Annotated in this window: 10 protein-coding genes; 7 read left to right on the top strand and 3 right to left on the bottom strand. The window is 63.2% G+C overall.

From position 1 onward, the window contains the following. Window positions 1–222: 222 nt before the first annotated feature. The 3 genes from KVT37_RS28930 (at window position 223) to KVT37_RS28920 (ending at window position 11,463) form a co-directional block, all read left to right on the top strand. On the top strand, window positions 223–2,316 hold the full coding sequence (locus KVT37_RS28930; protein WP_217578432.1) for a Wzz/FepE/Etk N-terminal domain-containing protein: 2,094 nt from the start codon (window positions 223–225) through the stop codon (window positions 2,314–2,316). Between the two features lie 52 nt (window positions 2,317–2,368). Continuing rightward, window positions 2,369–3,619 carry a VpsF family polysaccharide biosynthesis protein gene (locus tag KVT37_RS28925; protein ID WP_254634325.1) on the top strand — a complete coding sequence of 417 codons (1,251 nt, stop codon included), beginning with the start codon at window positions 2,369–2,371 and terminating at the stop codon, window positions 3,617–3,619. A 446-nt stretch (window positions 3,620–4,065) separates the two neighbouring features. Then, complete coding sequence (locus tag KVT37_RS28920; protein WP_217578430.1) at window positions 4,066–11,463, top strand: tetratricopeptide repeat protein; 7,398 nt, start codon at window positions 4,066–4,068, stop codon at window positions 11,461–11,463. A gap of 232 nt (window positions 11,464–11,695) precedes the next feature. On the opposite strand, the gene KVT37_RS28915 is transcribed toward KVT37_RS28920, so the two are convergent. Beyond that, window positions 11,696–12,895, bottom strand: coding sequence for a TCR/Tet family MFS transporter (locus KVT37_RS28915; protein WP_217578429.1), 1,200 nt, complete (start codon window positions 12,893–12,895; stop codon window positions 11,696–11,698). A gap of 179 nt (window positions 12,896–13,074) precedes the next feature. Between KVT37_RS28915 and KVT37_RS28910 the strand changes: the two genes are divergently transcribed. Next, a complete protein-coding gene (locus KVT37_RS28910) occupies window positions 13,075–13,713 on the top strand; it encodes a TetR/AcrR family transcriptional regulator (protein ID WP_217578428.1) in 639 nt (212 codons plus the stop codon). A 72-nt stretch (window positions 13,714–13,785) separates the two neighbouring features. Here the strand turns inward: KVT37_RS28910 and KVT37_RS28905 are convergent, their stop codons facing one another. After that, entirely contained in the window at window positions 13,786–15,054 is a 1,269-nt protein-coding gene (locus tag KVT37_RS28905) for a glycoside hydrolase family 5 protein (protein ID WP_217578427.1), read from the bottom strand. Beyond that, complete coding sequence (locus KVT37_RS28900; protein WP_217578451.1) at window positions 15,051–16,217, bottom strand: DUF1972 domain-containing protein; 1,167 nt, start codon at window positions 16,215–16,217, stop codon at window positions 15,051–15,053. The genes KVT37_RS28905 and KVT37_RS28900 overlap by 4 nt, the downstream gene beginning before the upstream one ends. 377 nt (window positions 16,218–16,594) lie before the next feature. Between KVT37_RS28900 and KVT37_RS28895 the strand changes: the two genes are divergently transcribed. From KVT37_RS28895 to KVT37_RS28885, 3 genes are read left to right on the top strand one after another with little or no spacing between them, the layout of a single operon-like run. Further along, window positions 16,595–17,779 carry a glycosyltransferase gene (locus KVT37_RS28895; protein ID WP_217578426.1) on the top strand — a complete coding sequence of 395 codons (1,185 nt, stop codon included), beginning with the start codon at window positions 16,595–16,597 and terminating at the stop codon, window positions 17,777–17,779. After that, window positions 17,776–19,083, top strand: a complete 1,308-nt coding sequence (locus KVT37_RS28890) for a hypothetical protein (RefSeq protein WP_308642791.1) — start codon at window positions 17,776–17,778, stop codon at window positions 19,081–19,083. The genes KVT37_RS28895 and KVT37_RS28890 overlap by 4 nt, the downstream gene beginning before the upstream one ends. 9 nt (window positions 19,084–19,092) lie before the next feature. Beyond that, entirely contained in the window at window positions 19,093–20,322 is a 1,230-nt protein-coding gene (locus KVT37_RS28885; RefSeq protein ID WP_308642790.1) for a GNAT family N-acetyltransferase, read from the top strand. Window positions 20,323–20,379: the final 57 nt, after the last annotated feature.

The raw sequence follows: 20,379 nt of genomic DNA, 5'->3' as shown, positions 1-20,379 counted from the left end.
CCGGTACTGTCGGTCCGGCTGGCCAGGTCGAATTCCCGCCGCATGCGCACGATGTCTCCGATTTAGGCTGCACTTAATTTCTACTGCGTCGGTGCAAACTTCGTGCCAGTACGGCATCAATTTATGAACATAATTAACAGTGTTTTAATCGTTGCCGGGAATAGCTAGGCCAACGCCGCATTTCTCGTCTTGCCGGCCGATGGAGCGTTGTCGGAGCGACCTTTGCAATCACCCCTGCTCATGGTGCCTCAGCAGAACGCTCCGGAGGCGGTCGCGCCGGCCCCGGCCTATTACGCGCACGCGCCCGCATCCGCCACGGTCGAGCTCGGCGACCTCGGCCGCATCCTGTTGCGGCGCCGTTTCCTGATCTTTGCTGTTACCGCGCTGCTCACCGCCGTGACGCTCGTCTATGCCATGCTGACGCCGGCGCTCTACTCCTCGACGGCGCAGATCATCATCGACCCGCAAGACCTGCAGGTCGTCACCAACGACGTCAATCCGAGCCGCATTTCGCCCGACGGCGGCATCACCCAGGTTGAAAGCCAGGTGAGCGTGGCGCAATCGAACAGCGTCCTTCTGCGCGCCATCGCCGCGACCGACCTGACCCACAACCCAGAATTCAACGGCTTGGGCGTGCTCGACCGCTGGCTGGGCATGCTCTTCGGCTCCGACGACGGTGACAGGACGGCCGAGACGCTCGATGCGCTGCGCCGCCGCCTCGCGGTGAAGCGCGACGACAAGGTGCTGGTCCTCAACATCATCGTCACCGCCAAGAGCGCGGACCTTGCGGCAAAGCTCGCCAACGCCATCGCGCAGGCCTATCTCGACGACCAGGCGGCCGCGCGTTCGAAGGCCGCAGCCGACGCTTCCGACGCGATCAGCGCCCGGCTGGAAGACCAGCGCAAGCGCGTCGAGCAGGCGGCCAACGCCGTCGAAACCTACAAGGCCGAGCACAACATGGTGATGGCGGCCGGCAATCTGGTCAGCGACCAGGAACTGACCGACCTCAACACGCAATTGACCGCGGCACAGACGCGTACCGCGCAGCTCAAGGCGCAGGTCGACCAGTTGCGCCGGCAGGGCGGCGCGCCGGACGCGACGTCGGAGGCGATGCGCTCGCCGGTGATCGCCAGTCTCAGGGCGCAGGAGGCGACGCTGGTCGACCAGATCGCGCAGTTCGGCACCGAGCTGGGGCCGCGTCATCCCTCGATGATCTCGGCGCAGCAGCAGCTGAGCGACCTGCGCAAGCTGATTTCCCGCGAGCTCGGCCGCCTCGTCACCGCCGCCGAGACCGACTACGAGCGCGCTCTGGCCAACCAAAACGCGCTGGAGGCCAAGGTGGCGTCGATGAAGGGCAAGTCGCTCGACACCGACCAGGCGTCGGTCAGGCTGCGCGAGCTGCAGCGCGATCTCGATGCCGTGCGCACGGTCTATGCCAACTACCTGCAGCGTGCCCAGGAAACGCGCGAGCAGACCAGCGTCAACAGCACCAATGCCCGCATCATCTCGCAAGCCATGCCGGCGCTGAAGAAGAGCTGGCCGCCGAAGGGCTTGCTTATTTTCGGCGCCATCTTTGGTGGGCTGGCGCTGGGCGTCGGCATGGCGCTGGTCGCCGAATATCTCTCGCCGACCGTGCTGTCCGCCAACCAGATGCAGTCGGCCATCGACGCGCCGGTGCTGGGCGTGCTGCCGGGCAGGGGACGCCGCCGCTCCGGCGCCGTCGCCCAGAAGACCGACGCCGTGGCCGGGTTGGCGCTGCAGCGCATCGCCGCCGCGACCAGGCGCCCGGCCGACTGGCCGCTGGTGCCATCGATCCTGGTGGCGTCGCCGCCGGAGGACAAGGCGCAGCGGTCGAGGGTGGCATGGCAGCTCGCCAATGCGGCGGCGGCCAGGGGACGTCGCGTGCTGTTCATCGACATCAACGCCGGCAAGGGCCAGAAGGACCCGCAGCCCGGCATGCTCGACGTGCTGCGCGGCGAATATCCGCTCGACGCGGTCAGCCGCTATGCGCCGGGCAGCTCCATCGCTCTGCTTGGCCGCGGCCGGCCGGCCGCGGTGTTCCAGGAAGCACAGGCGCTCTATTTCGCCCATCGCATGCTGGCCGAGGCCAATCACGGTTTCGAGCTGGTCGTCATCGACGGCGGCGCGCTGACCGACGACCTCAACGTCCTGCCGTTGGTCGCCATGGCCGACGAGATCCTGCTCGTCGCCAGGCTGAACACGACGTCGATGCGCGACGTCGCCTCGACCTCGGAAGCGGTCTCCGTCATGGGGCGGTTGCCGACCGGCGCCATGCTGGTCGACGAGGCGGCCTGACATGGCCGCGATCTCGGTCGCGCCGGCCCGTCCCGTCCCGGCCGCCTATGGCATGGCCGGCCCGCGCACCGTTCCGGTCGATGCGCTGACCCGCTTCGGCATTATCGCGGCCGTGCTTCTCCTGTTTGCCGTGTCAGGCGGCTTGCTGTGGCTGCTCGGCTATAATTACGAGGGCCTGCAAGGCAGCGCGCTGACCAAGATCCATCCGTCCACCTACCTGCTGGTCCTGGTATTTGCCTGGCGCTCCTGCACCTTCGGCAATCCGGTCGGCTATGTCGTCAATGTCACCAACCGGCGTCCGGCTGCCGCGCTGCTGGCGGTGACCGCGATAGTGCTTCTCATCGTCGTCATTGTCAGGCAACGCCCCGGCATGGCCGGCATGATCGACACCTTCGTCGCCCCGGCGCTGCTCGTCCTGGTGTTGAGCGAAGACGACGAAAAGACCTTTGCCCGGCTGCAGGTCGTCATCCATGCCGTGATGACGGCGAACGCGCTGCTGGCGTTGTTCGAATTCGCCTCCAAGACGCTGGTCTTTCCCTATCGCTTCGACGGCGCGTTGTTCGTAAACGACCCGCGCTCGACGGCGCTGCAGGGGCACCCGCTGTCCAACGCCACTGTCACCACGATCTATGTCTTGTCGCTGCTCTCCGGTTCGCGCGCGCTGTCGACGCCGCTCAGGCTGGCGTTGGTCGGGCTGCAGTTCTGCGCGCTTGTCGCCTTCGGCGGCCGCTCGGCGATGGTGCTGACGGTCCTGCTCGGCAGCGCCTATATGCTGACCCGCGGCGTCGCCCAGCTCAGGACCGGGCGCGTCAACCTTCTGGCCGCGGCTCTCGTGACCATGCTTGCCGCGCTGCTGCCGCTGGCGATCGTGCTCGCCGGTTATTACGGCTTCTTCGACGCGTTGCTCGAGCGCTTCGTCTCCGATAACGGCAGCGCCAATGCGCGCGTCCAGATGTTCGACCTGTTCAGCCGGCTGGAGCTGCGCGACATCATCGTTGGCCCCGACATCGACCTTTTGGAGAGCACCCGCCGCATCAGCGGCCTCGAACAGGGTATCGAGAACCCGATCATCCGCATGACCCTCTACCAGGGCGCCTTCTTCACGCTTTTGATGTTCTCCGGTTTCGCGCTGTTCATGCACGAGGTGGCCCGCCGCTGCCATCCCGGCATCTGGCTGCCGATGCTGGGCTGGCTTCTCATCATCAACACCTCGGAAAGCCTGGCTTCCAAGACGACGCTGATGACCAAATTCGTGGTGATCGCCCTGGCGTTGTATCGGCCGGTGAGGGGTGGCGTGAGGTAGGCGCGGCGCTCTGAGTTGAGGATCCTCGCCGCGTCCCGCGTACCACTGAAAGGAGGTCATTGCACCGCGTGACCGCGATGAGAGACAAAATATTGTCTTAAACAAATTGCGTTGTAGGTTATTCGTGTAGCATATTGAGTATTGCGCAATTTTGGTAAAATTCAATATCACGCTTACGCCCTGACTGGTCAAATTTGACTTTGAGATGTGCTCACCATTGTAATGAATTGACTCGGAAGTCGACGGCTTGGCGAGAGAAAGGTCAACGATCATATAGTCGTAACTTTGTCATGTGTAGTTTTATCAGGTTAACTCATTCATTTATTTGACTTATCGGTATGTTATGGTAATCTTATAGTGGGGTCATCCGCGAGATCGTGGCGCATGTTTCTCCGACAGTCGACAGGCTGGCGCTAGGGACATCCGGAGGAGGGGCCGCGCCGAGAATGCTCGACGCTATCGCCAGCAATCCGCTATTTCGCGATGTGCCAGGGTTAAGAGATTGCTGGGGGGCGACGGGTTTGTCCCGCATTTTCATCAGTCATTCGAGTCGCGATAACGCTGAGGCGCGGGCGATCCGCGACTGGCTGATTTCAAATGGCTGGAACGACTATTTCCTCGACCTTGATCCGGAGCGCGGCATCGTCGCCGGTCAGCGCTGGGAGCGTGCGCTGCACGACGCGGCCAATCGCTGCCAGGCGGTGCTGTTCTTGGTCAGCAGGGCATGGCTTGAATCCGACTGGTGCGAAAAGGAGATGATGCTCGCCCACAAGCTCGATAAGCCGATGTTCGGCGTCATCATCGACGACAAGGTGACGATAGAGGCGTTGCCGCCGAAGCTGAAGGCATATTGGCAGGCGGTGGATCTGACCAAGGGGCGCGACGGCGTGATCATCCCGACTCTGACAGAAGACAGGGCCGAGGAACAGCATGTCACCTTCTCGGAAAGCGCCCTCAAGCGGTTGAAGTCTGGCCTGGAGAGGGCAGGGCTTGATGCCGGCTTCTTTGCCTGGCCGCCAAAGGAAGAGCCGGACCGCTCACCCTATCGAGGATTGAAGCCGCTTGAGGCGGTCGATGCCGGCATTTTCTTTGGCCGCGACGGCCTGATTGTAGAGGCACTCGACAGGCTGCGCGGACTGCGCGAGGCGGCAGCGCCGCGGCTATTGGTGGTCCTGGGGGCGTCGGGCGCCGGCAAGTCCTCGTTCCTGCGAGCAGGCATAATTCCTCGACTGGACCGCGATGATCGGCGTTTCCTCGTGCTGCCGCCAATCCGCGCGGCATTCGGTGCCGTCGACGGTGAAGCCGGCCTTGCCCAAGCTCTCGTCACAACCGCAGCGAAGGTCGGCCTGAAGAAGGATCGCGCCTCGATCCGTGCGGCGGTTGACGCCGGCGGGGAGGCCCTTTCCGATCTTGTCCAAGAAATCTGCAGCAAGGCCAAGCCCCCGGCATCGCCGGGCGATCCCGACATCGGACTGCCGACACTGGTGATCCCGATCGACCAGGGGGAGGAACTGTTTGCCAGCAATGCGTTGCCGCAGACTGCGGTCTTCCTGAAGAGGCTGGTCGAACTGCTCCATCTCAAGAACACAGGTGGTCCGACGACAGTCGCCCATGCCTCTTTAGCAACGACGCTTGCCATCATCACCATCCGCTCCGACGCCTACGAGCGGCTGCAGACGAGCCCGACTTTCGGGCCGGTTGCGCACACCCCGTTCTCGGTCGGGCCGATGACCGAAGCGAGCTTCAAGGAGGTGGTCATCGGACCTGCCGAGGTGCTGAACGAGAACACGAAACGGAAACTGGTGCTCAAACAGGACTTCATCGACACGCTGCTACGCGACGTGATCAAGGATGGAGGTGCCGACAAGATGCCGTTGCTGGCATTTGTCATGGAGCGAATGTTCTTGGACTATGGCGGTGACGATGTCATCACGCTTGCCGAGTATCAACAGAGCGGCGGCATCGGCGGGGCGATCGAAAAGGCGGTGAACGACGCGCTGGCGACGCTCGCCGGCAACCCGGACATCCCCAAGGACCGCGACGCCGTCTTCGCTCTCTTGCGTGCAACTCTTATTCCGCAGCTGGCGATCGTCGATCCGGCAACGCGGGAGCCACAGGGCCGTCCCGCTTTCCGGGGCGATCTGCCTCGGGAGGGGCTACCGTTCATCGACGCGCTCGTCGACAAGCGGTTGCTCACGTCAGATTCAGCGCCAGAGAGCGGCGAAACGCGGTTGCAGATCGCGCACGAGGCACTGCTCAGGCAGTGGCGGCCAATGCGCGAATGGTTGCGCGCGGAAGGTGAGGCGATTGCCATGTTGCGCCGCGCGGCAGACGCGGCGCGTGAATGGGGTGCCAAAGGGAGGCTCGGCGACTGGCTGCAGCATTCCGGTACGCTGCTTGATCGGACAAGCGAACAGGCCAAACGCAGAGAGATGAAAAGTCTCGTCAACAGCGAGACCGCCGACTACCTTGCCGCCTGCAAAGCCCGCGACAATGCCGTGGCTGCCGAAAAGGAGGCGGCAACGGCGCGGCAACTTGCCGACGCCGAGACAATTGCGGAAGAGCAGAGGAGAGCCGCCGACGCGGCAACCGGCCAGATCATAGCTGTCAGGGAAGCAAGCCGGCGTACGCGAATAGGTGCGGCGATCGCGGTCGTTCTTGCGATCGCCGCAATCATCGGTGGGGTCATCGCATGGCGTGAACAAAGCCGGGCGCAGAAATTGTTGTCAGCATCGACAGCAGTAGCAAACTCAACGACTCTTGAATTGGCGCAAAAATTCCGAAATGTTAAGGGTGTATCTGTATTTGTGGTAAGAAATATACTTGTAAAAGCCGAAGAGTTGCAGGGTAAGTTGATAGAAGCCGTTGGGGACGATATGGGGGTCCGGCGTGCGCAGGAAGCGACATTTGTTGAAATTGCTAAAACATTATTGGCTCAAGGCGATACAAATTTTGCATTGAAATATGCCGGGCGCGCTGAGGAAATAGCTTCCAGGTTTGGCGGTACTCACCCGCTCGATCACCCTTGGCAAGCAGCACTGGGAACAGCTTTTCAAGTTAAGGGCGACGTCTTGAAGGCGCAGGGCAATTTGGCCGGCGCGCTGGAGAACTATCAAAAATCGCTCGCCATTCGTGAGAGGCTGGTGGCTCTCGATCCGAACAATGCCGACTGGCAGAGCCGCCTGTCATCGAACTACACCGCGCTGGGCAATGTTCAGACAGCGCAGGGGAACTTGGCAGGGGCGCTGGATAGCTATCAGCGTGGACTCGCCATCGATGAGAAGCTAAGCACCGCCGACCAAGGCAACACCGACAGGCTAAGTGATCTTGCCGTTGACTATTCTTCCATCGGCGGTGTCCACAAGGTGCAGGGAAACTTGGCGGGTGCCCTCGAGAATTATCAGAAGTCCCTTGCCATCCGTGAGAAGCTGGCGGCGCTCGATCCGAACAATGCCGATTGGCAGAGCCGCCTGTCATCGACCTACACCAGGCTGGGTGATGTTCAGACAGCGCAGGGGGACTTGGCCGGGGCGCTGGATAGCTATCAGCGTGGACTCGCCATCGATGAGAAGCTAAGCGTCGCCGACCAAGGCAACACCGACAAGCTAAGTGATCTTGCCGTTGACTATTCTTCCATCGGCGGCGTCCGCAAGGTGCAGGGAAACTTGGCGGGTGCCCTCGAGAGCTATCAGAAGTCCCTCTCCATCCGCGAGAAGCTGGCGGCTATCGATCCGAATAATGCCGACTGGCAGAGCCGCCTGTCATCGACCTACACCAGGCTGGGTGATGTTCAGACAGCGCAGGGGAACATGGCGGGCGCCCTGGAGAACTATCGGCGCGGCCTCGCTATCGATGAAAAGCTGAGTGCCGCGGACCGCGGAAACATGGTCCGTCTTAGCGGCGTAGGGGTCGACTACCGATCGATCGGCGACGTCCAGAAGGCACAGGGAAACTTGGCGAGCGCGCTGGAGAGCTATCAGAAGTCCCTTGCCATCCGTGAGAAGCTGGTGGGTCTCGATCCGAACAATGCCGACTGGCAGAGCAATCTTTCGTCGATCTACACGGTGCTGGGTGATGTTCAGACAGCGCAGGGGAACCTGGCGGGCGCTCTGGAGGACTATCGGCGCGGCCTCGCCATCGATGAAAAGCTAGGTGCCGCGGACCGCGGAAACATGGTCCGTCTTAGCAGCGTAGCGATCGACTACCAATCTATCGGCGACGTCCTAAAGGCGCGGGGCAACTTGGCGGGTGCCTTGGAGAACTATCAAAAATCCCTTGCCATCCGTGAGAAGCTGGTGGCTCTTGATCCAAAAAATGCCGGCTGGCAGGGCAATCTTTCGTCGATCTACACCACGCTGGGCGATGTCCAGGCAGCGCAGGGGAATTTGTCGGGCGCTTTGGAGAACTATCGGCGCGGACTCGCCATCGATGAAAAGCTAAGCGCTGCCGACCAAGGAAACACCGACAGACTGAGTGATCTTGCCGTTGACTATACTTCCATTGGCGACGCCCAGAGGGCGCAGGGAAATTTGGCCGGCGCGCTGCAGAACTATCAGAGGTCCCTTGGCATCCGTGAGAAGCTGGTAGCTCTCGATCCGAACAATGCCGACTGGCAAAGCCGCCTGTCGTCGACCTACACCGCACTGGGAGATGTTCAGACAACGCAGGGGAACCTGGCGGGCGCTCTGGAGAACTATCGTCGCGGCCTCACCATCGATGAAAAGCTAAGCGCCGCGGACCAAGGAAATACCGACAGGCTGAATGACCTTGCCGTTGACTATTCTGCCATAGGCGACGTCCAGAAGGCGCAGGGAAATTTGGCCGGCGCCCTGGAGAACTATCAGAAGTCCCTTGGCATCCGTGAGAAGCTGGTGGCTCTTGATCCAAACAATGCCGACTGGCAGAGCCGGCTATCATCGATCTACACCACACTTGGTGATGTTCAGACAACGCAGGGGAACCTCGCGGGTGCCCTTGAGGACTATCGGCGCGGCCTCACCATCGATGAAGAGCTAAGCGCTGCGGACCAAGGAAATACCGACAAGCTGAATGATCTTGCCGTTGACTATTCTTCCATCGGTGACGTCCAGAAGGCGCAGGGAAATTTGGCCGGCGCCCTGGAGAACTATCAGAAGTCCCTTGGCATCCGTGAGAAGCTGGTGGCTCTCGATCCGAACAATGCCGACTGGCAGAGCCGGCTATCGTCGATCTACACCACACTGGGTGATGTTCAGACAACGCAGGGGAATCTCGCGGGTGCCCTTGAGAACTATCGGCGCGGACTCACTATCGATGAAAAGCTGAGCGCTGCCGACCAAGGAAACACCGACAGGCTGAATGATCTTGCCGTTGACTATTCTTCCATAGGCGACGTCCAAAAGGCGCAGGGGAGCTTGGCTGGCGCGCTTGAGAGCTATCAGAAGTCCCTTGCCATCCGTGAGAAACTGGTGGCTCTCGATCCGAACAACAATGCAGACTGGCAGAACAGCCTGTCGTTCATCTACGAAAGAGTCGGTCTAGCTCACAAAGCGCGTGGAAATATTGCAAAAGCTCTCGAGAGCTTTTCTAAGAGCTTGGCCATTCGAGCAAAGCTTTTTGCCGGAGACCCAGAGAATACCAATTGGGCGAGCAATCTTGACTATGCCTATAGCCAGATTGGCCACGTCCAGAAGGCACAAGGGAACCTGGCAGGCGCCCTGGAGAGCTATCAGAAGTCCCTTGCCATCCGTGAGAAGCTAGTAGCTCTCGATCCGAACAATGCCGACTGGCAGAGCCGCCTGTCATCGATCTACACCACACTGGGCAATGTTCAGACAGCGCAGGGGAACTTGGCGGGCGCGCTGGATAGCTATCGGCGCGGACTCACCATCGATGAAAAGCTAAGCGCTGCGGACCAGGGAAATACCGACAGGTTAAGTAATCTTGCCGTTGACTTTTCTTCCGTCGGCGACGTCCTGAAGGCACAGGGGAACCTGGCTGGAGCCCTGGAGAGCTATCAGAAGTCCCTTGCCATCCGTGAGAAGCTGGTGGCTCTCGATCCGAACAACAATGCCAACTGGCGGAGCGATCTTTCCACGATCTATTCTTCCGTCGGCGACGTACAGGACGCGCAGGGGAACCTGGCCGGCGCCCTGGACAGCTATCAGAAATCCCTTGCCATTCGTGAGAGGCTGGTGGCTCTCGATCCGGACAATGCCGACTGGCAGAACCGCCTATCACTCATCTACGAGAGAGTCGGTCTCGCTCGGAGAGCACGTGGAAATCTTGCAAAAGCTCTCGAGAGCCTTTCTGAGAGCCTGGCCATTCGAGCAAAGCTTTTTACCGGAGACCCCGACAATACCAATTGGGCGAGCAATCTTGACTATGCCTATAGCCAGATTGGCGACGTCCGGAAGGCGCAGGGGAATTTGGCGGGCGCCCTGGACAACTATCAGAAGTCTCTTGCCATCCGTGAGAGGCTGGTGGCTCTCGATCCGAACAATGCCGACTGGCAGAGCCGCCTGTCATCGATCTACACCACACAGGGCGATGTTCAGACAGCGCAGGGTAACCTGGCCGGCGCTCTGGAGAACTATCGGCGCGGCCTTGCCATCGATGAAAAGCTGAGCGCGGCGGACCAGGCAAACACCGACAGGCAAAGTAATCTTGCCACTGACTATTCTTCCGTCGGCGACGTCCAAAAGGCGCAGGGGAGCTTGGCCGGGGCGTTGGAGAACTATCAGAAGTCCCTTGCCATCCGTGAGAAGCTTGTGGCCCTCGATCCGAACAATGCCGACTGGCAGAACCGCCTGTCGCTCATCTACGAAAGAGTCGGTCTAGCGCAGAGAGCGAATGGAAACCTTGCAAAAGCTCTCGAAAGTTTCTCTAAGAGCCAAGCCATACGAGCGAGGCTTTTTGCGGGAGACCCCGACAATACCTACTGGGCGGGCAATCTTGACTATGCCTATAGCCAAATTGGCGATGTCAGGAAGGCGCAGGGGAATTTGGCGGGCGCCCTGGAGAATTATCAGAAGTCCTTTGCCATCCGTGGGAAGCTGACGGCTCTCGATCCGAACAATGCCGATTGGCAGAGCCGCCTGTCATCGATCTACATCGCACTAGGTGATGTTCAGAAGGCTCGGGACGACCCGGCGAGCGCCCTGGAGAACTATCGGCGCGGCCTCGCCATCGATGAAAAGCTAAGTGCCGCGGACCGCGAAAACATGGTCCGTCTCAGCAGCGTAGGGATCGACTACCGATCCATCGGCGACGTCCAGAAGGCGCAGGGCAATTTGGCGGCCGCGCTGGAGAACTATCAGAAGTCCTTTGCCATCCGTGATAAGCTGGTAGCTCTCGATCCCAACAATGCCGACTGGCAGAGCCGCCTGTCATCGATCTACATCGCACTAGGTGATCTTCAGAAGGCTCAAGGGGACCCGGCGGGCGCCCTGGAGAACTATCGGCGCGGCCTCACCATCGATGAAAAGCTAAGTGTTGCCGACGCAGCAAACATGATTCGTGTTAGCAGCGTAGGGATCGACTACCGATCCATCGGCGACGTCCAGAAGGCACTGAACAATTTGGCGGTCGCTCTGGAGAACTATCAGAAATCCCTCGCCATACGTGAGAGGCTGGTGGCCCTCGATCCGAACAACGCCGACTGGCAGAGTGAGCTGTCTACGGTCTATTTCGAAATCGGCGACCTCCAGAAGGCGCAGGGCAACTCAGCGGGCGCCTTGGACAACTGTCAGCAGTCCCTTGCCCTCCGGCAGAAGCTGGCGGCTCTTGATCCGAGCAACGCCGATTGGCAGCGTGATCTTTCGGCAACCTACACCGCTCAGGGTGAACTGCAGCAGGGACACTGATCTGATCCAAGGAACTGGATTGTTTTTTCGACGCCGGCTTTCTCGAGTCAGCAAGAGCGGAAGCCTTGTCGGATGAGATCGCCGCCCGTGACGACAAGGGGCATGGCGTAAGAGAGGCGTCGATGCGCTCCGCGCAGGGCGCTACCATCTTGTCATCCAGCCGAATGTGCGCGCGACGACCCATGGACAAGCAAGACCAACGCGCTCGTTCGCTTGGTCACATCGTTTCCTCTTAAGCTCCTACAATCACCCCGCTCGCCTCGCGCCCCCTTGTCCCAAGCAACACCAGCGGCACCGCGACCAGATTGATCGCGATCACCGAAAGCCAGATGGCGCCGGGCCATTGTCTTTGCGTGGCGAAGTAGAAGGTCGAGAAGGCCAGCGGCGCGACGATGGAGGCCAGGCTGACGGCCGAAGCCAGCACGCCTTGCAACTGGCCCTGTAGCTCCGCGTCGACCTGCCTTGTCGCGAGCGCCTGGAAGGCCGGCGTGCCGATGCCGGAGAGCGCGAAGACCGGCATGATGGCGAACACCATCCAGCCCTGGTCGGCGAAGGCCATGGTGAGAAGCGCGACACAGGCAAAGCCGATGCCGATGACGAAGGCCTTGCGCTCGCCGAGCAGCCGGGCGGCGGGGCCGGGCAGGAAGGCCTGCACCAGCGTCTGGCAAAGGCCGAACATGCCGAGCGACAGCCCGATCCAGAGGCCGTTCCAGCCGAACGTGTCGAAACCCCAGAGCGCCCAGCAGGTGCCGTAGGCCTCACCGGCGCCGGACAGGATGAAATAGACCAGGACGATGGGCGCAAGCCCTTTCATCGAAAACACCCAGCGCAGCGGCTTCAGCGGATTGAGAGCGGCGAGGTCGATCCTCCGGCGGGCCGGTTGGCGCGATTCCGGCAGGACGAAGACGGCGAGAAGCAGGTTCGCTGCGTTGAGCACGGCTGCGGCGATGAAGGGCAGTCGGATCCAGTGGTCGCCGAGCACGCCGCCCAGCACCGGGCCGATGATGAAGCCGATGCCGAACATGGCGCTGAACAGGCCGAACCGGCCTGCTCTCTTATCATCAGGCGTGATGTCGGTGATGTAAGCCGTCGCCACGGAAATGTTGGCGCTGGTCAAGCCCGCGATGGCGCGGCCGAGGAACAGCATCCAGAGCTGCGGCGCGAAGGCCATGATCAGGTAGTTGATCGCAGCGCCCGCCAACGAAATCAGCAGGACCGGCCGCCTGCCCAGATTGTCGCTCAAGGCGCCGAGCACCGGCGCGAAGAGGAACTGCATGGCCGCGTAGAGCGCGGTCATGATGCCGATATAGGCCACGATGTCCGAGCCCTGCGTCACCTCCTCGAGAAGGCGCGGTAGGATGGGGAAGACGAGGCCGATGCCGACGGCATCGAGGCAGATGGCGGCAAAGATGACGATGAGAGGTTTGTTCATGAGATGAGCTCCGGGAGCAAGGGTTGGTGCGCCGGGCGGCAGCGGGGGGGTCGCCTCGCGCCAGGGCGTCAAGAAATCTGTACTGAGTTTTAATATATACTGAGTACACATATCTGGCATTGATGCCGCGGAGTCAATACGAATATGTACTGAGTACAAAGATCATGCTACGAGAAGCCATGCCAGAACCGTCCGACCGCCGCTCCAGAAAGCGCCTCGCAACCAGCAAGGCCATCTCCGATGCGGCCACGCGCCTGTTCATGGAGCGCGGCTTCGATCATGTGACCGTGGACGAGATCGCCGAGGCTGCCGATGTCGGCCGCATGACGGTGTTCAACCATTTCCCGCGCAAGGAGGACATGTTCTTCGACCGCGACGAGGAGGGCCGCGAGATGTTGCGCGCGGCGGTCGGGCAGCGCGCCGCCGGCGTCGCGCCGCTGGAGGCGCTGTGCCTGCTCGCGCATCGGCTGGTCGCCGAACGCAGCCCGGTGGTGGAGTTTTCCGCCAGAAGCGAGCGTCTGGTGCCGACGGTCGCCGGCAGCGAAACCCTGAAGGCGCGGGCGCGGGCGATCCGCGACGAACTGGCGGATCTGGTAGCCGAGGCGCTCGCCGAAGCGATCGGGCGCGATCCCGACGATCCCGATGCGCGTCTCGCGGCCGGCCTGCTGCTTGCGACCTGGACGGTCGCCTTCCTCGAAGCGCACCGCACCTTCCGCCAGACGAGAAGCCGGGAGAAAGCGAACGAGGCTTTCCTGGCCCTGGTCGACAGGGGCACCGCAGGCCTGAAAGCCGCTATGGCTGCTACGCCATACATCTGAGCATGGCCATTCGGCCGGCTCCCAAATGAAACCAGACCCTTAGCCCGGTTTGGTGATTCAACAATTCAAGACCTAATCCGCCGGCATCCTCAGCCCGAGCGCTTCGACCATCGCCGGGTCGAGCGCGCGCGTGGTGTCGTCCATCATGCCCATGCCGTCGAACAGGTCCCAGAACGCCCAGGGAAAGCCGGCCGCCTCGGCGCTCTGCCGCACATCGGCGATATAGCGGGCGCGGTCGGGGTTGGGCGCGGCGGTATAGCGGGCATCGGTGCGTAGCGCGCCGAACTCGCCCATGATGATGCGTTCATGCGCGATGCCATGGGTGTCCGCCCAGCCGCTCACCTGCTTGAGGTAGCCGTCGATGAAGCGGCGATCGGGCTGGGCGTCGAAATAGACTTTCAGCACGCGCTCGGTCTCGGCATAGGCGGCCTTCTTGGCCTCGTCGGACCTTTCCGTATCCTCAGCCATCCTCGCTTTGACCGAGGCCAGCGTCTTTTCCAGCGAGCCCGCCGAGGCCGGCCACGGCACGTTGTTCAGCGCGCGGTAGACCGGCTCGCGCATCCATGGCGCGCCCTGGTGGCTGAACAGATAGGGCTCGTAGAAGTGGAAGGTGAACAGGATCGGCTCGTAGTCGGCCAATGGCGCCGGGTCGAGCGCGGTCAAGCCCCGTACCATCGAGCCGCAGCCGCCGGTGACGACGAGCGGCACGCTCGGCCCCAAAACCCTGGCGGCCGTGAGCAGCGAGGCCTGCACGGCCGGCCATGCCGCCGAGGAACAGTCCTGCGGCGGCTCGTTGACCGGCTCCAGCGCCACCATGCTCTTGCTCTGCAGCCTCTCGGCGATTTCGCCGACCAGCGCCCGGTAGGACTCGAATTCCGGCGCCGCGGTGCTGGAAACCATGCGCTCGGGATTCCAGTAATGCGTGGCGCCATTGGCCTGCACGTTGACGATGACGCCGAGGTCGGCGGCCCGAGCCGCATCGACCGCTGCGTCGAGCATGTCCATCAACTCGCCGCGCTGGGCCGCTTCGGCGGCAAGGAACGGGCCCGGATCGACCGGCAGGCGGATGAAATCGAGCCCGCTGGCGCGCAGCCGCGCGAGATCGGCCGGCGTCGGCACCGGCCGCTGCGATTGGAAAGGCGGCCAGTCATAGTCGGTGAGGGGTGCCGGAAATTCGCGCGTCAGCGCAAACCAGGGCCAGGTGTTGACACCGCGCCGGAAGGGCCATTGGCCGGTGGCGGCACGCGCCGGGGATGCGACTGGTGGAACCGCACTCACCAGAGGTACTGTCGCCGCGGCCAGCGCCGCGCCGAAGAACCGGCGGCGCGACCAGCCGGTCATGCGTGCCGGGCGCGGTCGGCTTTCGCTGGCGCAGCGGTGGTGACGCCGAGCTGCCGCAGCGCTTCCTTCTCATAGGCCAGCAGGATGTCGTCCCAGCGGAAGGCTTCGCGCGCCCGTGCCCGCGCCGCCTTGCCGCATCTTGCCACCAGCGCGTCGTCGGCCAACGCCTCGTCGATGCGCTGGCTCAGGCTGTCGACGTCGCTGAAATAGATCGCCGCCTCGCCGGCGACCCAGCGGTTGTAGCGGTTGTCATGCGCGATCACCATGTTGCCGGCGGCCAGCGCCTCGACCAGCGAGGGGTTGGTGCCGCCCACCGTGTGTCCGTGCATGTAGGCGCGCGCGTGATAACGCAGCGCCTTCACCACCGCCTGGTCGTAGATCGCGCCCGGCATGATCACCGTCTCGCCCGCCGCCTCGCGCACCGCGCGGTGGTAAGGGATGTCGTCGTTGAGCGTGCCCAGCACCACCAGCTTCATGTCGCCGCGATCGCGGCGGCGGAAGGCTTCGATGATCGGCAGGATGTTGTTGTCGGGCTCGATCCGCGCGATCGAGACCAGATATTTGCCGGGTTCCAGCCCGAGCGCGCGTATCGGCTCTTCAGGCGCCGAAGTCACCGGGTCGGCGCCATAGGCGATGGTGGCGATGGCGCTGCGCGGCCGCCTGGTCGCCAAATGGTCCGCGATCGCCGGATGATCGGCGACCAGCCGGTGCGAGAACCAGGCGCCGATCCATTCGTTGAGCCAGAACCAGCTGCGCGCCGCCGGTCCCCATTTCGGCCGCCGCCACTCGATGCCGTCCATATTGGTGATGATCCGGCGCCGCATGAGCCTGAGCCAGGTCAGGAACACCGCGCCATTGTAGCCGAGCACCAGGCAAACGCCCGGCCGCCGCACGGCGTCGAGCACGCATTGCCAGTCGAACTCCAGCGTCGCGCGTGGGCCTTTGGAGGCGACCTCGATGGTGATCAACTCGATGCCGCGCCAGGTTCCGGTCATCACCCTTTGACCGACGCGCTCGACCTCTTTCTGGCAATAGACGCCGACATTCCACCCGCGGCCGGCGAGGAAAAGCGCCAGGCGTTCGGCGAAAGTCTCGAAGCCGCCATGGGACGCTGGAATGCCGCGCGTACCCAGGATCAGGATCGAAGGCTTTTCGATCTGGATGGGAGGTCGTTCCGGTGTCAAAATAAAGGATTCCCCGGGGTCCGGTCATGGTTGTTGTTACGTCAATGACACGCCCAGCAACATCTGTGCCAGGGTACCCCCAGGGCGAATACTCGCATGAAGGTGTAAAATTTCTCTTCAGAACGCGTGCTTTGCTTCATTATCGGTCAACTTTCGAGACGTATCTGTATCGATACGGGGCACGGCCGGGTTTCGTGGGTCGCGGCCGGGCAAATCAGACCCGGCATGATCCTTGCTCCCGGGCTTGCAGTGGCCACCGCTGGGTAGAGCGGCGTGCGGATTTGGCATGAAGTTTCTTCCGCGCTTGAGGGTCCGGCGCACGGAGCGGACCAGGGGTGCAAGGTGGAAAGATAGCAATGCGCATCGCCTGCGTTCATCAGGGCTACGAGCTCTATGGCTCTGACCGCAGCTTCGCGGAGAGCGTAGCCGCGCTGCGCGCCGCGTTTCCGGCCGCCGAGATCGAGGTCGTTCTGCCGCGCGACGGGCCGATCGTCGACATCCTCAAGCCGCATGCCAGCCGCATCGTCTTCGAGCCGCTCTGGGTGCTCAGGCGCCAGGCGATGCTCAAGCTCGCCACCGTCGAGATGGCGCGGCTGCCGGCGGCGCTCTGGCGCGCCTGGCGGCGCATGCAGGGTAACGACCTGACCTATATCAACACCTCCATCATCGCCGACTATGCGCTGGCGGCGCGGCTTTTGCCGCGCAAGGCGCTGCTGCACATCCACGAGATTCCCGAAGGCATCCTGCGCAAGGTGCTCGTCGCCCTGATGCGCTGGAGCCGTGCTGACCTGATCTTCAACTCGCGCGCCACGCGCGCCACCTTCGGCGACCCGCCGGCCGTCGATGCCAGGGGCCGGCGCACGCATGTCGTCTACAACGGCGTTGCCGGGCCGGTGGCCGCCCTGCCGGTGACCTATGACGGCAGCCGACCGCTCAGGGTCCTGCTGCTTGGCCGCGTCAACCGCATCAAGGGGCAGGAGGTGCTGCTCGAAGCGGTCGCTTCGCTCCCTACCGAATTACGCGATCGCGTTGAAGTCCGCCTGGTCGGCGGCGCCTTCGAAAGCATCGAACGCGAGCAGGCATTGGCCGAACTGGTCGCCCGCATGGGACTGACCGGGTATGTCGAGGTGCTGCCTTTCGTCTCCGACCCGACCGACCATTACCGCTGGGCTGACATTGTGGCGGTGCCGTCGCGCCGGCCGGAATCGCTCGGCCGCGTCGCCATCGAGGCGATGGGCTGGGGCCGGCCGCCGCTGGTGTCGTCGATCGGCGGACTGGTGGAAGTGGTGGCCGACGGCGAGACCGGCTGGCACGTACCGCCGGGCAATGCCGCCGCCCTTGCCGGCAAGCTGACAGAGATCATCATGCGGCCGGAACTCTGGCGCGGCTTTGCCGCCGCCGGCCGGGCGCGCTACGAGGCAGTGTTCAGCGAACATATCGCCGCCGCCGCGATCGTCGCGATCGTGGCCGACAAGCTGAGGGCGGCAACGGCGCGGCAGGGGCGGGCGCATGTCGCCCGCGAGGCGGAGACCAGCCCGTGAATTTCGCGTTTCCGGCTCATCTGGTGCGGCGCCTCATGCTGATGATCGGAGGCGAGGCGATGCAGAGCGGCTTCCATTTCGCCCTCAACATCGCGCTGCTGCATCTTTTGTCGGCGGAGGGCTATGGCCTCTTCGCGCTGGCCATGGTGATGGGCGGCGTCGGCCTGTCCTATATCCGCTCGCTCACCGCCGTTCCGGCCACCGTATGGATGAACAAGAGCACCAACAAGGCCGGTGTCGACGCTTATGACGTGACCTTCGGATCGGCGGCCCTTGTGGTGGCACTGCTGATGGGGCTTGGCACAGGGCTTTTGATGCGTCTGCTGGGCGACCCGAGCGGCATCGGCGCCGCCTGCTTCGTCTGCGCCTGGTCGCTGCGCAGCCATATGCGCACGGCCTTCTTCGCGCGCCGCATGCAGCTCGTCGTCTCCATCAGCGACGCCGTGTTCACGATCGCGGGCATAGTGCTAGCATGGGCGGCGATCTGGTTCTTCGCCGACGCGCTTCAGGCCACCTTCTATGCGCTCACCGCGGCCAACATAGTCGGCATCGCCGTGCTGGTCAGGCTGGCGCGCCGCAAACTGCGCATTTCCTTCCGCGCTCCGACCTGGCGGCGCTATGCAAAACTCTGGCCGCAGCTCTCCTGGTCGGGGTTCAGCGCCACCACCACCAACATCCAGGGACAAAGCCTGGCGCTGCTGGTCGCCGGCATCGCCGGCCCGGCAGCCTACGCGCCGCTGGCGGCGGTGCTGGTGCTGTTTGCGCCGCTGCGCATCTCCAGCCTCGCCTTTTCCAACATGACGCAGCCGGAACTCGCAAGGCTGGTGCGCAACAACGAATTCGACCGCGTGTGGACGCAGGCCAAGGTCTGGGCGATCGTCATGGGCGTCGGCAGCCTGGCCTATGGCTGCGGCGTCCTGTTCATCCTGCCGATGATCAAATCCCAGGCCCTGCAGCATGCCTCGGTCGGGCTGATCGGGATTTTCGCCATCGCCAATTTCGTGCCGATCATGGCCTATGTCATGCCGCGCGTGGTCCTCGAGATCGTCGGCGATTTCCGCATCGTCGCCTTCATCACCCTGGCCGGCGCGGCTGTCGGGCTGGCGACGATCGGGCTCCTGCTGGCCATTGCGCCATCGACATGGTCACTGGCGGGCGCGGCGGTTTCCGAGACTTTCGTGCTGGTGGCCTCATGGTATTTCGCGGCCAACCGCATGTGGAACCTCAAGCATCCGAACGAACAGCGCCCCACGGTGATCGGCGCCTGGCGCCGCGCGGCCACGCTGGCCGTGCAGAGACGATAGGAGAATGATGTGGCAAGCCAGGCAATGCCGATGGCCGCGATGACGACCGGCCTGGCCGAGGAGGCGGCGGCACCGCACGCCGCAGGCGCGGCCAGCGGCACTTACGTGGCGCGGCTGCACACCAGCCTCGAAGCGGTGAGGCCGCTCTGGCTGCGTTTCGAGACGAGGGGCGTGTGCACCGGCCACCAGCATTTCGCCTGGGCCGAAGGCATCGTCGAACGGCTTTTGCCGCAGAAGGCCGAGCTTGCCATCGTCGAGCTGCGCGACGCCGCGACGGGCGAACCGGTGATGCTTGTGCCGCTGATGCGGCGCCGCGCGTTCCACCATTGGGTGATCGAGTGGCTGAGCCGCGGGGTCTGCGACTATGCAGCGCCCCTGCTTGCCGACGCGACCCCCTGGACCAGGCAATCCGCCGAGGCCGCCTGGGCGGCGGCGCTTTCCGTGCTGCCGCCGGCTGACCGCATCCACATCGCCGGTATCCCGAAAGAGGTTAGCGGCGTCGCCAATCCCCTGGCGCTGCTTTCGCAGGCGCGCGACTCCATCCACTCCCACTACGGCATCGCCATGGACGGCGACGCCGAGAGCGTCGTCAAGCGCATCTGCCGCCCGTCCTTCGTCAAGGCGCTCAACAAGGATCTGCGCCGGCTCGACCGCAATGGCGGCCTGGCCCTGGTGGAAGCCGACACGCCGGCCCTCGTCGACTCCATCTTCGGCAAGCTGGTCGAACTGCGGCTCAGCCGTTTTCGCGAGCTCGGCCGGTTCGATCTCATGGCGCAGCCGGCGGTGGTCGATTTCTACCGCGAAGCCGCGCATCGCGGCCTGACGGACGGTTCGGTGCGGATCTTCGGCCTGCGCGCCGGCGACGTCATGGTCGCGGTCCAGTATCTGGCCGCCCATCTCGGCACCTTGCATGCGCTTTTGATCGCGATCGACCAGGGCGCGGTGCCCAACGTCTCGCCCGGGCTTTGCGTGATGGGCGAGCTGATCAGATGGGGGCGGGGCGCCGGCTTCGACTATTTCGACCTGTCGGTCGGCGACCAGAGCTACAAGCAACATATGGGCGCGGTGAAGGCGGTTCTGTCCGAACTCTGCTACGGCATCACGCTGAAGGGCATGGCGGCGAGCGAGGCCATCAAATACCGCGGCCGGGGCGTCGCCTTCGTGCGCGACAACCCGCGCCTGTTCAAGCTCGCGCAGGAAACGATGCAGCGCTGGCGGCGGCTGCGGGCAGGGCGGTGAATGGGCAAAGCTGGCCCGGCAAATTGACTCATATTGCGCTCTCCGCCATGCTTATGG

This window comes from Mesorhizobium sp. GbtcB19 (genome assembly GCF_019091085.1).
Classification (GTDB): Bacteria; Pseudomonadota; Alphaproteobacteria; order Rhizobiales; family Rhizobiaceae; genus Mesorhizobium.
The sequence above is the reverse complement of the archived record's forward strand: the minus strand, read 5'-3'. Positions and strand labels throughout refer to the sequence as shown.